Below are 17,105 nucleotides of genomic sequence, written 5' to 3'. Positions count from 1 at the left end.
GCCGGCGGCCCTTTCCGCCGTCTCCCGCGCCGCTTCCAAAGGTGAGGACGAACTCCGCAATTGTTCACAACGCCGAAAGCAGGCCGAAGCTCCTCCGGCATGGCGATACCATATCCCCATTGAGTCGGATTTGTATTGCAAACTCGGATGTTTCAGGCATTTCTCGATCCACTTACCGTGGCATGCCGTTCCCGTAACTGAACCGGGAACCTACCCTGCCCACCTTCATTTGCACGCTTATCTTACACCCCGCTTTTTCCCGCGTCAATGGCTTTAGGCAAATCGTAATAATCCTGTAATATTTCCGAAATCCTGTTACAAGCAAGGGAAGAATTCCCGATTCGGTCGAAAACAGCCGCAGACGATACTCTTGTATATAATATGTATACCCCGCCGCAGCAAGAGACTGATCGTTTCAAGGCCGGGCGTTCCGCCGTACTGCCGCAAAATCGGTCGTTTTTGTTTCAAATGTCCAACGGACTCCCTCAAAATCGTCGATGTCTACCCGATGTCTACCCGCCGAAACGCCCGTGGCACAAGGGCTTACTGGTTTTTTACCCCTCTGCGCCGTCCACCCGGAGGGCTACCCCCTTTCGAATGTCAAAAGGCCGCGAAACGCCTGCTGCGCGGGCGCTTTGCGGCTTTTTCCTGTCCCGGATGCTGGGGATATGGTATCGCCGAAATGGCGCAATTTTCGGTTTTTTCAGCTTGCTGCACAAAGCGAAAGGGGGCTTCCCTTTCGCGAGGGCCGCGCCGAAACCGCCGGAAACGGCGCTGCGACAGCGAAAAAAATGGAACCGGCGAGCGGAAATTTCAGAAAGGAGAGTAACACTATATGAAAAAGTTACTCGCTCTGGTGCTGGCGCTGGTCATGACCATGTCCCTCGTCACCATCAGCAACGCGGCTTTCAAGGATGCTGACAAGATCAGCAACAAGGAAGCTGTCGACGTTATGGCCGCCGTTGGCGTCCTCGCCGGTTATGACAACGGCGAATTCGGCGCCACCGACACCCTGACCCGTGCGCAGGCCTGCAAGATCATTGCTTACCTCGACCTGGGCAAGGATGTCGCCGAGGCTCTGCCTGCCGTTCAGGTCTTCTCCGACCTGTCCGCCAACAACTGGGCTGCGAAGTACGTTGCGTACTGCGCTGACGCTGGTTATGTCTCCGGTGTGGGCGACAACAAGTTCGCTCCCGACGAGAAGGTCACCGGCTATCAGTTCGGCAAGATGCTCCTCTGCGCTCTGGGTTATGACGCCACCATCGAAGAGATGACCGGCGCTTCCTGGACCATCAAGGTCGCCAAGCTGATGGAGAGCAACTCCCTCAGCAAGGGCACCAGCAAGCTCGGCTCTGCCGCCCTGACCCGTGAGGAGGCCGCCCAGTACGGTCTGAACGCCCTCAAGGCCACCACCGTTGAGTATGACGAGAAGGGCAGCACCATCACCGCGGGCGATGTTACCATCGTCACCGGCGCCAAGAAGGCTCAGGCTGTCACCACCGAGGAATCCTACGGCAAGGCTATCAAGACTGAGTATCAGGCTAATGGCACCACTCCTGTGACCAAGCAGAGCGTCCAGCTCGGTGAGAAGCTCTACAAGGGCGACCTCAAGAAGGACACCTCTGTCACCGTTGATGAGTTCAACCGTCCTCTGGATTACAAGTGGACCTACAAGACGAACGATGACGTCTACACCGTTGCCAAGACCGCTCTGTTCACCTATACCGCTGAGACCTCTGCCAAGAACATGCTGAAGGATCTCAAGGGTTGGTACATTGGCTCTGTTGCTTCCGCCAACAAGATTACTGCCGAGTCCGACATTGCTGCTTATGCTAACGATACCGCTAACGGCAAGGTCGTTGAGCTTTATGGTGATAAGGACAACAAGGTCATCAACGCAACCGCGGTTGAGATTGAGTACGCTGTTGCTGAGATCACTGATATCTCCACCAACAAGGCCGGCGACGTGACCTACACTCTCAGCTATGGTGGCAGCGACATTACTGCCAAGGATTGGGCCGATGACGATAAGAACACCGATACCGTTAAGGTTTATGGTAAGGTCGCTGAGGATGACATCGTGACCTTCACCACCACCGGTGCCGGTACTTCTGCGGATCCCTATGTCCAGCACATCTATCCCACCACCAAGGTCGTTGGTACGCAGACTCAGAAAACCAGTGACAAGATCACGGTCTCCGGCACTGCTTACTCCGTCGCTCTCGGCGTTGCTAAGGACAGCAGCAATAACGTTGCGATGACTGACTTTGCCAACAAGACCAGCGACAACAATTACTACCTCGACCAGTTTGGCTTTGTCGTTAAGACCAGCGCCATTGCTGAGGAGAAGAACTATGCCGTTATCGACCTCATCGCTCTGATGGGCGCTTCCGGCACCGGCTCCAACCAGTATGCCGAGGCTAAGCTCGTCTTCGCGGACGGCAGCACCAAGACCGTCAAGGTCACCAAGATCGACAGCAAGAAGATCAAGGACTATACTGCCCTGACCGATGGTACCAGCGCTGTGGTTGGCACCAGCATGAACACCAACAAGGCCAAGAACACCGCGTTCGAGAACAAGGTCGTCACCTACACCGTCAAGAACGATGAGTACACCCTCAAGTTCGTTGGCACCAATCCCACCAGCATTGCGCTGACCTCCGGCGTTCCCACGCTGTCCGGCAGTGATGCGATCAACAGCGAGACCGTTGTTGTTGTTAAGAGCGGCACTACCGACACCAACGCCAAGTTCACCGCCTACACCGGCTACAAGGCGATGCCCACCGTCACCTCTACTCCGGTCTCCTACGCCACCGATGACGGCAAGGTCGTCTTCGTCTATGTCGACGCCGTTGGCAAGACCGTCTCCGGCGCTGTGACCAAGACCGACGCGTTCTACGCCATTTCCGATGACGTTACCGTTACGGGCAATGCGTCCGATGATAACCTCGTCTACGCTGTCGAGGGTATCCTGAACAGCGAGAAGACCACCATCAAGTCCGAGGAAGTCATCTTCGATAATACCGGCGATGTCAAGATGTCCAAGGGCTATCTGTACACGGTCGAGTTCGACGGCAGCGGCTATGTCACCAAGTCTACCCTGCAGGGTGCTGCCGGTACCGACTTTGTCAAGAGCACCGTTACCACCGCCGCCAAGAACGGCCTGCTGGTCACCAATGCCACGACCTACACCTATGACGGCACCGAGAAGGTCGTCGTGATCGACTCCGACGGCGAGCTCGTTTCCGGCTCCATCACCTCCGCCAGCAAGGACGATGTCGTCTACGTCAAGGTCGTTGACAAGAACGCTGCTGACGGCACTGCGAAGAAGATCGCCATCGACACCATCTACATCATCCAGAAGTAATTTTCCGCAAGGGAAATACCGCATGATGTAATAACAAAACACCCCCGCCCCGCTCTTTCGAGCGGGGCGGGGGCTTTTTCTTCCTTTTGATGCTCGCAGCCGTCCCTATCACGTCTCCCGCGTGGTCTTCTTCCGTTCCGGCAGAAGCTCCTCCGGAATGTCTCCCAGCGGCTTCGTGTGCAGGAGCGACACCTCCCAGTAGCCGGAGCGGAAATTCCGCTTCAGCCGCTGCAGCGTGGCAAGGGCGATGTTCCCCTGAAAGAAGGGATCGTTGGGGTTCAGGTGCTTTTCCGCCCGCATTTTCTCATAATCGTCCAAATAGCGGCCCGTGATGCCGATCGCCGCGCTCAGCCACTCGTTCTCCTCCGAAAACAGATCCTCCTCAAGCTGCCGTCTCGCCGCTGTCTCCGCAAGTCCGGTCGGATACGGACTCTGCAAAGTGGTCTCCCACATTTTCACCTTAATGAGCTTCCTTCCGTCCCGATACGGATAGTCCTTTTCCTCCGAATAGAGTACGATGTACCCCGGCCTCGTCTTTTTCGGCCTCAAACCGCGCTCCGCGTTGGCGCGCTCGCGGTTGATCCGCAGCAGGTTGGCATTCAGCGCCCGCTGATACGCGCTCTCGTCCTTCTCTGCCTCCAGCTCCTGCCGGAGCGCCTGCAGGCGTTCCCCGGCCTCTTTTTCCGCCTGTGCCAGCGCCTCCCGCGCGCTCCGGTTTGCCATTGCAAGCGCGTTGTCTCCCTCGTTTCTTATCCGCATGGCTTCCTGCCTCGCGTCGGAGACACAGCGGCACAAGCCGTCGTAATCCGCTCGCTCCATCAGCACATGGCTGCACTCCGGATCGCTCTGTCCTCCCGGGACCTCGGCAAATCCGCCCAGCAGCGTTTTCCGCACAAATTGGGTCATTTCAAGCCTCCCCTACAGTCCGCGGATATAGTTATCCGCCACCACGCTGATGCGGTTATGCCCCAGCGCCTTGCTGCATAAGAGCATCGCCGCCTTGTCCAGCTTCTTCCCCGCCTCGTCCTTCCGGCAGGTGTAGACATCGCCCTGAAACCGCTTTCCCGTCCCCTTGTTCACCCGGTCGTAGGGGATCTCCCCGATCGGCCGGGCGTAGGCCTTATAGATCGCCGTGGCGTATTCCGCGCGGTAAGCGTGAATGTCGGCACTCGTATGGATGTGCTGCCACACCTTCTCCTCCGCGGGCGTGTCGACGATCCGCTCCACGATCTGCGCCGCGTTTTTTCCGATGATCGGGCTGAGCCGCTCCCGTCCGCCCTTGCCGTTGCGGACATGAACGAACCACTCCTGCGGGAAAAGCATCGCGTCCCGCAGCATTTCCAGCCGCTTTGTGACGCTCGGCGCGCGCTCCTCCTCCGGAATCTGCTCCAGCTGCGCGGCATCCGCCGCGATCTGCTCACAGCGCACGAGGTCCTTTCCGCGAAGCTCTCCCAGCTCGCGGCGGCGCAGCCCCGTCCCGCGGCAGAACTTGATCAGCTCGTCGTTGTTCGTCTTCGAAAAGTGTTCGTCGCGCACGCAGTCGCTGCGGCTGCGCTTGATGTCCTCCCGATTCCGCTTGGGCGGCTTGAAATAGTCCTCATCGTCCGGCTCGATCCCGTAAAGCTTGCCGAGCGCCTTCGCCTCCAGCTGCACCGTCCACGCGGAAAGCTCCTCATCCGCTCTGCTCTGAAGCCATTCGTTGACATACTTTTTCGCGCCTTTGAGCGTCGTACACTCCGGATGCTTCTGCTTGATAAAGCGAAGGAAATATTTGATGTGCTTCCAGTAGCTCTTATATGTATTTACCGAGAAGATCTTATCCTTTTCCGTGCCTTCGGCCACGGCTTCCTTTTTGCTCTCGCCGAAGGCCAGCATCTCGGTCAGCCGATCATAGGCCTGCTGGTGCAGATCCTTGTAATAGGTTTTGTTCTTCCGCCCCATCCGGCTCCCTCCTGTCCGTTTGTCTGTCCATTTATGTTCAAGCTGCGCCGCCTCCTGCCAGCTCCGCGCGGAGACTCGGCGATCGGCAAATACACTTTTTAAGGTCTCGTGTGTGACCGTTTTGGGGTCGCCCCCGACACTTTTTTCTGCTTATGTGTGCAGCCCTGTTTCTTAACTTCCACGGCAGTCAGGGCCTGTCGGCGCCATTGCAGAGGGCGCGCTCTCCGGAAAATCTACAGCATTCCGGCTGCTATCACAGGGTGGACAGGAACATGATACATTTTACTTACCGGCACTTTCAAAGAGATTACTCCTGCCGGGTCCATGGCGCGCCTTCCGTTTCGCATTGGCTACTGTGGCAAGCCCGCGCGCCACACAGGCGTATCGCACCTGCTTCGGCTTCTTGTGATGCAAACCTGTCTATGGCTATCTTATCATATGGCACCGACGGCTGTCAACATATCACCAGTATCTTACTTATATCGGTTTACCCGTTCATGGTTTATGGCGCTTCGACATAAAAATAAGTGAGGCGGCTCTATGCCGCCTCACTTCCTGTTATTTTCTCCGATTCCCTGTTTATCCGTTGTACGAGCGCCAAAGGAACGTCACGATCTGCGCGCGGGTGCAGGGCGCGTCGGGCGCGAAGCGCCCCTCTCCCACGCCGTTGGTCACGCCCGCGCCGACCGCCCAGCGAACGGCTTCAGCGTACCACGCGCCCGCGCGCACGTCGGAAAACGCCGCGTCCCCCTGCCCCTCGGGCAGGCCGAGCGCGCGGTGCAGAAAGGCCGCCGCCTGCGCGCGGGTGCAGGTCTCATCGGGTGAGAAGTGCGCCGCGTCCGTGCCGTTGGTCACGCCGCGCTCGACTGCCCAGCACACAGCGCGCTCAAGCGCGCCGCCCGCGCTCACGTCGGCAAACCCGTTCTCCGTCCGCGCCGTTTTGGGACTGCCCGCCGCGCGGTAGAGGAACGTCACCATCTCCGCGCGGGTGCAGGGCGCGTCGGGCGCGAAGCGCCCCGTGCCGGACTGCGCGATGCCGTGCTCCGCCGCCCAGCGGACGGCGTCGGAATACCACGCGCCCTCGCTCACGTCTGAAAACGCCGCGGTACAGACCGCGAGCGTCCGCTGCGGGTCGAGCACGCGCCAGCCGTCGACGGCCTGCGCCGTGTTGAACAGCGCCGCGCACACCTCGTCCGCCGTCCATTCGGGGTGCAGCGTCCACAGCTGCGCCGCCGTGCCGCTCACGACCGCCGCGGCGAAGCTCGTCCCCTCGCCGCGGATGCGCGTGCCGCGAATGCTCGCAAGGCGCAGATCCGCGCCCCGCGCGAGCAGGTCGACCGTTTCGCCGCGCTGCGTGAAGTCCGCGAGGCTGCCGTCGGCATTGCACGCGCCGACGCACAGCACGCTCTCGTACCCGCCCGGGTAGTACACCGCGTCGGGGTCGGTCCGGCCCGCGTTGCCCGCGCTGGCGACGACCAGCGCGCCGCGCGAGGCGGCGTAGTCCACCGCGTCGCGGAGGGTCTTGCTGTCGGCGGCCGTGCCGGAGGAAATGTTGATGATGCGGCAGCCGTACACGTCCACCGCATCGTAGACAGTCTGCGCAGTCATGGCGGTTCCGCCGCTGACCTCGCGAGCGTCCTCGTCCGCCGAGCAGTACACCAGCGGCACGAGTGCCGCCGTGGGACAGATGCCCGTGACGCGGGCCTTTTCGCTGCCCGCAATGATGGCGGCGACCGCCGTGCCGTGGCCGAGCTTATCCTCGGTGCCGTCCTGCGGGCGGATGTAGTTGTACCCCGCGGCGATGCGCTCCGCGCTCACCGCTCCGGTGGAGATGCCGCTGTCGATGACCGCCACGCGCAAGGGGGCGGTCTCCGCGGCGGTCTCACTCTGCGCGGCAGTCTCCGTCCGTGCCTCGGTCCGCGCCGCGTCTGTGCTCTCCCCCGCAAAAGCGCGCGGCTCCCCGGCCTCCGCCGCTTGCGCGGCGGAGGCGAGGAGCATCAGGGTAATCAGTAGGACAAGAAATCTTCTCATGGGCGTCCGGTCAGGGCTTGCGGAGGTCCGAGACAATGGCGCCATTGGTGACCTCGCCACAGCGACTCGCGCTCACGCCGCTGCCCACCGTGTGCGTCAGAGACGCGCCGGCGGCGATGGTGAGCCTGCCCTTGCTTCCTCCGACTTTGTCTCCGTACAGATAGCCCACCAAGGCGCCCACGGCGTCGCCGGCGTAGGACTTGCCCGTCTGGTTCTCGTGGGCAAAATACACTGCAACGTCCGAGCCGTCCCGGAACTCGATGCTGCTCCGGTTGACATAGCCGGCAATTCCGCCGGCATGCAGCGCGAGCCGTATTCCCGCTACGGTCAGCTCCATGCTCACCGTCAGCTTCGTGCTGCCATTCTCGTTGATCTGGACCTCGTTTTGATCGTACAGGATCAAGCCGCCTTCGACGCTGTTGTAGCCCGCAAGACCGCCCACATCGAGGTCTCCGCTCCGGTTGTTATTGACGATCAGCTTCACGGGATGCGCCGTGTCCGCGCCCACGCCGCAGTTCTGGATGGTACCGCCGTTGCTGCCCACCAGTCCGCCGACGTATTCGTACGCGTCCTTCACAAGGCTGATGGTAACGCTCTTGCTGCCGCGTCCGTTCACCGTGCAGCCCCTCAGGATGCCTCCAGTCTCGAGCGTGCCGCCAAAGACGCCCCAGAAGGAGTAGTTGTTGCCGCTGGTGTACATACCGTCTGCCGTGACGCTTGCGTTCTCGAACGCGATGTTGATGTTATAGATCTTGCAGGAGATCTCGTTGCCAAACAGCGGCTTATAGTTTTCCGTGCCGGTCATGGTGATCGTTGTCTGGGCGGTCTCGGAGCCGGAGGTGATCTCGCCCGTGAAGTCGCTCAGGTCAAGCTGCGTTCCCGCCGGGACCTCGATGTCGTTCTTTACGCAGATGCGCTTCGTATTCCTCTTGTACTTTCTGCCACTGCTTCCGCTGCATGCCGTCGCAAGCGCGAGGAATTCCTCCGTCGTTTTGATCTCGCCCTTCAGGCGCCATACCGCCTGCAGCGTGGCATTACGCTCCGGCACCGAATAATCATTCGTGCTCGGATCATATTCCCTGCCAGTAAGCGCATCCCTCCAGCCCGCAAACTCCAGTGCGGAATTGGTCGTTCGCGGCGTCGGCAGCTTCACAATCTCACCATAAAACTTCGTCAACGTCTCATAGGTATCGGTGGTCTCAGTACCCCCTTTGAACGTGACCGTATAGGTGGGGTGCTCCCAAAGCGCGTAGAGCGTCGTGTTGCCGGTCGGTCTATACGAAACGCCTGCTTTGTCCGTCGAACCGTCGATCGCCGTGCTTCCCTCGCTCAGCGCCCAGCCCAGGAACTTCCAGCCCGTCTTGGACAGAGGCATCAGCGTGAAGGACTCGCCCTGGTTCACCGTGGTCGGATTGGGGTTATTATCGACGCTTCCAACCTCGCCAAGCTCGTAGCTGATGTTCCACACCAGATGTTCCCACTTGGCGTAGAGCTTCAGGTTCTCGGTATGGTCGCCGGGCAGCTCCGTGATCTGCGTCCCTTCGGCGAAGTCCGCGGTCGTATACCAGCCCATGAAGTTGCAGTTCTCCTTGGTGGGGTTGCCGAGCGTGGCCGTTTCGCTTTCCACGGTATACGTCGCCGGGCAGCCGTCGCCCGCCGTACCGCCGTTCAGCTCATAGGTGACCGTGTACACAGTAGGCTCCCACTGCGCGTAGAGCGTGACCGTTCCGCCGTTCTCCGCGGTCAGATTGAGGACGTTCGCTCCGTCTGCATAGGCCGTGCCGCCGCCGTTCTTCTCGGTGTTCCATTCCTTGAAGGAATAGTTTTTCTTCTCAAAGGTGTTGCCCGTCAGCGCAGACTCCATATCGTAGACAGCGTCTTGCTCGGGCATCGTCCCCGCGCCGCCGTTGGCGTCGAAGCGGATGCTGTACGAATTCGCTTCCCATGCCGCCTTGAGCGTCAGCTCAATGGCGTAATCCGCATTGCCGCTGGCAAGGCGCAGCACGCCGTCGCTGTCCGGCTTCAGCAGCTCCGTGCCGCCGTTGGCGTACCAACCGGCAAGGTGGTAGCCGGTCCTCACGGGTGCGGGGACCTCCGCGCCGGTTTCATAGAGATAAATGACCTCAGGGTAATCGGTCCCGTCTGCCAGCTTCCAGCCGGCGGCCGCCGTGCCGTCTTCCTCCTGGAACTGAATCGCCCGCTGCAGAGGCGTCCAGACCGCCGTGAGCGTCAGGTCCTTCGCAGGGACCGTGACCGATCCGGCCGCCTGATATTCCGTTCCGTCCTGATCGCGCCAGCAAACGAAGTCGTAGCCATCCCTGCTCACATAAACCGGAATCTTGTAGGTGGAATCATACTCCTTATTGACCGATGCGAGGCTGGTCGTCCCGGGCTTGCCGCTCACATGGCCGCCGGCAAAGTCAAAGGAGATGGTATACTTGTTCGTTTTCCATTCGACTTTGTAAGTCAGATCCTTCGCAGGCATGGTCATGCCTTCAAGGTCTACCGACTTATTGGTCCCCGGGTCGAACCAGCAGTTGAGGGAATACCCTGTCCGCTCCGCCTTCGGCGCAACGATGGGCGTACCGTAGTAGACCGGCTCCGCACGGTTAGCGCCGCCGGTAAACGGCGTACTCGGATCTGCCTTGCCGAGAGGTTCAAGGTCCCATGTCAGGTTAAACTGGCAGCGCTCATAGTAGAGCTGGACGGTAATGCCGTCGTGGTCAAAGATCAGGCTTTCCGGCCATGCCTCGCCGTTTGCCGTCGCGCGCTCAAACGCAAATCCGCCCTCGCTCAGCGCCACTCCCATTTCCGGCATCGCCTCACTCAGGTAGCTGTAGATGCTGCTCTCCGTTATCTTGGTCAGGTCAATCGCCGTGTTGGGCGTCGTCCCCCTCACCGTTCTGGTCATATCCGGCTCGCCCGGGTACTGTCCCTGCAGATCCATGAAGAAGACCTGCAGCTCGTAGGTGGCGTCGCCCCTCGTCCAGCTCAAGCCGTAGGAGAGGTTCCGTGCGGGCATGGTCTCGGGGATCGCCTCGGCCGCAGTGCCGGAGGTCTTATCCTTCCAGCCGCTGTGCGTATAGGCGAAGCGCTTGGGATTCGCAGGCTGGACGATGGGCGTGCCGTAGTAGACCTCGCCCGTGGTGTAGCTGCCCTCGTTCTCCGCCGTTCCGCCCGCAAGATCCCACTGGATGGTGTACTTGTTGCGGCTGTAGTAGAGCTTCACGGTCATGCCCTTGGCCACGGAAACGCTTTCCGCGGAGATCTCCGTTTCCACGCCGCCGGAAAGGGTATTGGTGGCACGGACAAAGGTGAAGCCCTCCTTGCCCGGCGCGAGCGTGCCGAGCGCAAGGCTGCTGCCCATCACGCCGGTGACCGTCCCCTCGCCTGCCGTCACGCACACATACTGTCCATTCAGGTCCATCTCGTAGCGCAGGACCTTATAATTGACCTCGCCTGCCCTCCAGCCGGCATACAGCGTCAGCGGCTGCGCGGGCATGACCGTCGGGGCCGCGGTCTCGCACGCCGCCTCGGTGTACCACCCCGTAAAGGCGTAGCCGTCGTTCACGGGCTCGCTCGTGCGGATGGTCTGGCCGACCTTGAAGGTCACCTCTGCGGCCGCGGGCGTACCGCCGTTGCCATGGAAGGTCACGGTGTAGGTGTCACGGTCGTAGTACAGCCGGAGCACGAGCGAGCCGTCCGCCGCGACGGTGCCGCCGGTCGTCGACTTCTCCGCGTTGAAATGGAAGTCCGTATAGCGCTTTTCCGCCGCCGTGACCGGCTCGCCGGTCACGCCGGTGAGCGAAGCGGCGTCCGTCTCCGTATAGCCGTCGTCGTCCGCGTTCTGCTGGTAATATTCAACCCTGTAAGGCGTCGCCGTGCCTGCCGTCCACTTGGCGTAGAGCGTCACGTCGTGCGCGGGCATCCTCATGCCGTCGCTCATCGGCGCGGTATACGTTTCGTCCGTGTACCAGCCGGCAAAGGCGTAGCCCGTCTTTTCCAGCGTGGGCGTGAGGATCACGGTATCGTAGGACACCACATAGCTGCTCTCCGCCGTATAGCCGCTGCTCGCCGCCGTGCCGCCGTTGAACACCCATGTCAGCGCATAGGGTACGCGCTCATAATAGAGGTCGATGTCCGCAAGCCCGCTCGCGGGGACCGTGTAGGTCTCCTGTACCGTGCCGTTGACCCTCGCTTCACGGTAGGTGATGCCGCCCTCGACAAGCACCGTGTCGCTTGCAAGGGAGTAGAGCGTCATCGTCTCCTCCGTCCGGACGCTCTTATGCTCGGTCTTCACCGCGTCGTAGCCGTTGCCGTCGGTTCTGCGCACGTTGTGGCGCACGGTCATCGTCTGCGCGCCCGCCTCCCAGTCCGCGGTGATGGTCAGGTCATGCGCGGGCATGGTCAGGCCCTCCTCCGCGCTCCAGCGCAGTCCGTAGCCCGCCTTCGTCACAGCCGGGAAGACAAGCGCCGTGCCGTAGAGAACGCCGCCCTTTGTGTAATCGTCATTTTCCACCGTGCCGCCGTTGAAATCCCACGTCAGGGTATGCGGCACGCGGTCATAGTAGAGGTCAACGGCTCCGCCCGCTGCGGAAACGGTATAGCTCGTCTGCACCGTGCCGTCCACCCTCGCCTCGCGGTATTCGATGCCGTCCGGAACCAGCAGAGCGCCGTTCACAAGCTCCGCAAGCGGCAGCACATCGTCTGTGCAGACGTCGGTCTTCTGCTCGGTTTCCGCGACCTCATAGCCGCTGCCGTCGGTCTTGAGCACGTTGTGGCGCACGGTCACGCTCTGGCCGAGCGCCGTCCACTTGGCGTAGAGGGTCGTATCCCGGTCGGGCATGACCCGCGCGGTAAACGGCTCCGTCAGCGCAGAGTCGGTGAACCAGCCGTCGAAGCGGTAGCCCTCTCTGACCGGCGTCGGCAGGACGACCTTCATGCCGAAGCCCTTCGTAATATCCGCGGCATCGCTGCCGCCGTTGCTCACAAAGTGCAGCATGACCGGCACGCGGTCATAATACAGCTTCACGACCGTCCTGCCGTCCCGGCTGACGGTGTAAGAGCCCGTGGTCTTGTCGACCTCTGTGCCGTTGACCTTCGCGCGCACGAGCGTCAGTCCGTCGCGGGCGTCCGCCAGAGCGCGGATGGGCAGGCTCTTGTCCGTTTCACCGGTCTTGCTCACGATGTCGTGCTCGCCGTCAAGGAGCAGATATCCGCGGCCGTCTGCGCTCTGGGTGTAGTATTCCACGCGGTAGGGTGTGTCGGTGCGCGGCGTCCAGGTCGCGTTGAAGCGCAGCGCCTGCGTGACCTTCAGTCCGCCGCTCTCATCAAGCGTCAGGTCCTCATAGCCCGCGAAGTCATAGCCGCCGAGCGTCAGCCGGGGCGGATAGACTGTGCCCTCATACCGGATGCGGTAGACCATGTCGCTGCCCTCCAGCCCCGCCACGTTGTAAGCGAACGTGACCGGATAGAGCTCGCGGTCGTAGTAGACCTTGGCCACCGAGCTGCCGTCCGGCATGATCGTGGTCTGCTCGATCTTCTTGAGCTGGAAGCCTGTGTAGCTCTTCTCTGCCGCCGCGGTCATGCCCTCGGTCGTGCCGAGAAGCGTCTGGGTGTCTTCCGCGGCCAGCTCATAGCCGCCGGCGACCGTCTGCTTATAGTGCTCGACGGTGTACTTGGTGTCGTCGCGCGGGGTCCACTTCGCGTAGACCGTAATGCCCTTGTACCGGTGGTTGCTGTCCGCGTAGTAGTCCGGCATGGTGGACGGGAAGTCGAACGGTGTCGTGCAGCTTCTGTCCGTATACCAGCCGGCGAAGTCATAGCCCTGTCTGGTCGGATTCACGGGCTGACGGACCGCCGCGCCCGCGCGCAGGGACAGGGCAGACACCAGACTGCCGCCGCGCGTATCAAAGGCGATGTAGCGCGCCTCGGCCGGATCGCTCCAATCGATGTGGACCGTGCGGCTGATCGGTCGGTCGGTGAACGCCAGCGGGGCGTTCTTCCATAGGATCCGGATGTCGCAGGACTCCGCGGTGGAGTCGCCGGGCGTCACGGTGACGGTGTTGGTATTCCCGTCATAGCGGAACTTCGGGTTGCTGATGTCGATGGTGAAGCTCGACGCGCCGAAGAGCTTGGCGGGCTTATCCTCATCCTCCAGCGCGCCCTCGTCGTTCAGCACGCCGAACTGCTCGCCCGTCTTCATATCCATGTAGCTCATGCGGAACAGGTCCTGCGGAAGGCCGGTGGAGCGCTGGCCCGTGAGCACGATATTGCAGTCCTCTCCCCCGTCGAGGAAGCCGTAGACATTCTCCTGCGCGCCCGCGCTCCACAGCGGCCACTCGTTTTCATAGAGCGTCGGCTGATAGGTCAGCTTGTCGCTTGAGAAGAGCTGCGCCTTGAACGTGATCTTGAGATAAAGACCGATCTCGACGAACATCGCACCGGAGGCATTGGAGTCCTTGCCGCTGCTTTTTGTCCAGCTCAGGTGGTAGTAGAAGTAGCCCCACAGCCGCGCGTAGGCTCCCGCCTCGGCTGTAATGCCGATGGAATCCAGCCGGAGGGAAAACAGGCCGATCCCGATCTCAAATTCCACGCCCGCGCGGATGCCGATGGTACCCATGACGTAGAAATCAAAGTTGTAGTTGGGCTCTTCCAGATCAATGGTCTGGTTCGTGGACTGCTTGTGGAACAGCTGCAGGGAGAAGTTGTAGCGCTTCGCCGTGCTGTAGGTAAAGGTCATGCCGAGCGTGACGTACACATTGGCGCTGACCACGAAATCGGCGCTGATGCCATAAACGAGGATATGGAGCTTATCGACCGGCCCCTCCTTGGAGAAGATCTCCCGGCGGAACAGCTCGACCCAGTTGTCCTCGGCGTCCTCCATCATCGCGGAATACTTATCCGCGAGACTGCCGCCGTTGGTGCCGCTCCACTCGATCTCTTCGCCGTTCTCGTCCACGAGCTTCTGGCCGAGGAATTCCTCCTTCTTCTCCATCAGCTCGGTGATCTGCTGGCCGATGTTGAGGATCTTGCTCTCCGCGCTGTTTCCGGTCACGGGCGCCCAGTCGAAGTCCTCGTCCTCCCCGCCGACCGTCTTGGCGGTGGCGGTAATGCCGATGCCGGTGTAGGTGCCGAGGTCGATGTTGGCGTTGAGCTGGTAATCATAGATGTAAGGGAAGATCCACTTCCACTTCCAGATCGCGCCGCCGCTGGTGTTGACGCTCAGGAGCACCTCCTGCTCGAAGATGGCCTGCACGACGATCTCGAGCTTGCCGCCCACGTCCACCTTGAAGCGGATGGCCAGCTCGGCGCGCACGCCGCTGCTGCCGTCAAAGTGCTGGAGCACATAGCCCGCGGCGACGGTCGCCTCGACCGTCTTCTCGGTGATCTGCGCGCGGCCCGCCATAAGCGCCATATCGCCCTCGCTCACCGGCGTGCCGTCGGCATAGGTGATGGAGTAGGACGAGAGGTCCATGTCCAGATCGTCGCTCAGCTCGCGGAAGCCGTCGGTCTCCATAGCAAGCGCGGCAAGATATTGGGAAGCCTCTTCCACGAAACCGCTCTCGATGGCCTGACGCTCCATGTCAGCCTCGATCTCCGCCCTCTGCGCGGAGGAAAGCTCGATCTCCTCATTGCGGGTGCTGTAGAGATCCATCGCCGCGAAAACTTCATCCTGCGATACGGCGTCGTACTTGATCTCGTAGCACGCAGTCTCCTCCAGTTCGATCTCACGGATCGCGGTGATGCGTCCGTAGACGGCGCCGCTCGCCCCCTCGGCTGTATCGCCGGTGTAGAGTGCCAGATAGTCGCCCACATCGATGGTCGTCTGGGAATCCAATCCCATGTCGGCGTACTTGTCGTCGGTAAAGGTCAGGTCAAGCTTATCGACGGTGAGCACGCTGCCGTCATCCGCGACCTTGTCCGCAGCCGCGCTCACCGGCAGCACGTCGGGCGTGAAGAGCACGTCCTCGGAATCCGCCGTCTTATAGGTATAGGTATTGCCGCTGGCCGCCGTGATCTGCACGTAGGCCACCGCGCCGTCCGCGCTTGTGCCGGAGGTGGCGATCGTGCGCTGGTCGGGGCTCGCGCCCTCGTAGATGGCGACGGTGTCGCCCACGGCGAGGCCGTCGCCGGTGTAGCGGAACGTGCCGGTGTTCTCGTTCTGCTCCACACTGCCGCTCTGGGCGGAGGCGGTGAACAGACCGTCGAGCGCCGTGCCGGTCATATCGCTCACGCTGCTCGCGGGAAGAAGCTTCACGCCGTCCGCGAGCTTGAGGTGATCCACCGTCCCCTTCTCGGTGACGATGTTCAGCACGCGCACGCTCGGCGCCTGCTCCGCGCCGTCCACCACGAAGCGCGCGTCGGAATCCGCCTTCAGCTCCACGCGGTAGGTCTGGCCCTGCGCCAGCACCGGCGAAACGGCCGTGCCGCTGACCGTGTAGCGGTACGGCTCCGCCGTGTCGCCCGTCTGCTTCATTTCGGCGTTGTTCGCCGTCACATTGATAAAGGAATCGATGCAGCCCTCGGCATAGCCTCTGATGCCGAAGGTGTAGCCGCTCACATTCGCCGCCGGAACGGTCACGGTCACATAGTTGGGCGTCTCCGCCTCGTTGGCGTTGACCGCCATGACCTCGCCCAGCTTGGCGTAGAGGGTCGTGTCCTGATTCACGGTGTCGTTCGTCCCGGCCGCGCGGGTCAGGGCGCTGTCGTAGTACCAGCCGAGGAACACCTTGCCCTCCACCGTTGGGGTGGACAGCGAGGAAATGCGCGTACCCGCGGCGACGGTCGATTTGGGCATCGAAGCGCCCTCGACCACGAAGCTGACCTCATAATGGGTCGTGACGGTCGTGCCGCCGCCCGTGGAGCCGCCGCCGGAGCTGCCGCCGCCCGAGGGCTTCTGCTCCTCGGGCTTCTTATCGCCGCTCTCCTGTCCGCTGCCCGGCTCGACGCTCACGCGCTCACTCTTCACGCCCGGCTCGGAGTACCAGGTCTCCACGGCCTTGTCCGTGCGCTGGCAGAGCGCGGCGGTCTGGGCGCGGGTCGCCTTATCCTTGGGCGCGAAATTCACGCCGTCGCCGTTAAGCAGGCCCAGCGCCCACAGCTTGCCCACCGCGTCCTGCGCCCACGAGGACACCTCGTCAAGGTCGGCAGGCTTTGTCGTGACCGTCGTATCGGCCTTCGGCATCGCGTCAAAGGTCTCAAAATAGCGCACGAAGAAGACCGCCATCTCCTCGCGGGTGATCCTGCCGTCCGGCGAGAACTTCCCGTTTCCGGTGCCGGTGGTGATGCCGTAGCGCGCCGCCCACTTGACAAAGGGCGCGTACCAGGTTCCCTCCGCGACGTCGATGAAGTCCGTCGCGCCGGCGTAGTCCGCCGCCTCAACGCCCGCCATGCGGCCGAGCACCGTGACGAACATCGCGCGCGTCATCGAGCCTTCCGGCTCGAAGGTCGTCGCGCTGGTCCCGTCAAAGAAGCCGTTGGCGCGGGCGTACAAAACCGCCGCCTCATACCAGCTGCCGCTCTTGACGTCGGCGAACGGGTTCTCCGGCTTTGCCGCCGTCGTGCCCGCCGTCTGGGTTTGGCCCGCTGTCGTCTCCGCAAGGCCCTTCACCTCGTCCGCCAGAACATTGGCGGGTACGAGCGTGATGACCATGCAGAATACCAGCAGCAGGCTGACGATCCGTTTCTTCATACTGTTTCTCCCTTCTGAACTCTGTGTGGATACGTCTGCTGACAATGTAATTGCTTCTCCCCGGATGGGGAG

The 17,105-nt window shown here is 61.7% G+C and carries 5 protein-coding genes; 1 reads left to right on the top strand and 4 read right to left on the bottom strand.

What is annotated here, in order from left to right; all coding sequences use genetic code 11:
- Positions 1-835: 835 nt before the first annotated feature.
- Entirely contained in the window at positions 836-3,367 is a 2,532-nt protein-coding gene (locus KQI17_RS09785; RefSeq protein WP_216495973.1) for an S-layer homology domain-containing protein, read from the top strand.
- A 108-nt stretch (positions 3,368-3,475) separates the two neighbouring features.
- On the opposite strand, the gene KQI17_RS09780 is transcribed toward KQI17_RS09785, so the two are convergent.
- From KQI17_RS09780 to KQI17_RS09765, 4 genes are all read right to left on the bottom strand, one after another.
- Complete coding sequence (locus tag KQI17_RS09780; protein ID WP_216495972.1) at positions 3,476-4,273, bottom strand: hypothetical protein; 798 nt, start codon at positions 4,271-4,273, stop codon at positions 3,476-3,478.
- Between the two features lie 12 nt (positions 4,274-4,285).
- Entirely contained in the window at positions 4,286-5,308 is a 1,023-nt protein-coding gene (locus tag KQI17_RS09775) for a hypothetical protein (protein ID WP_216495971.1), read from the bottom strand.
- Between the two features lie 579 nt (positions 5,309-5,887).
- Entirely contained in the window at positions 5,888-7,339 is a 1,452-nt protein-coding gene (locus tag KQI17_RS09770; RefSeq protein WP_216495970.1) for a S8 family serine peptidase, read from the bottom strand.
- A 10-nt stretch (positions 7,340-7,349) separates the two neighbouring features.
- Positions 7,350-17,033, bottom strand: a complete 9,684-nt coding sequence (locus tag KQI17_RS09765) for an InlB B-repeat-containing protein (RefSeq protein ID WP_216495969.1) — start codon at positions 17,031-17,033, stop codon at positions 7,350-7,352.
- Positions 17,034-17,105: the final 72 nt, after the last annotated feature.

It is taken from the genome of Oscillibacter sp. MSJ-31, assembly GCF_018918025.1.
Lineage (GTDB): Bacteria > Bacillota > Clostridia > Oscillospirales > Oscillospiraceae > Hominicoprocola.
This window is presented reverse-complemented; position numbering and strand designations above follow the sequence as displayed.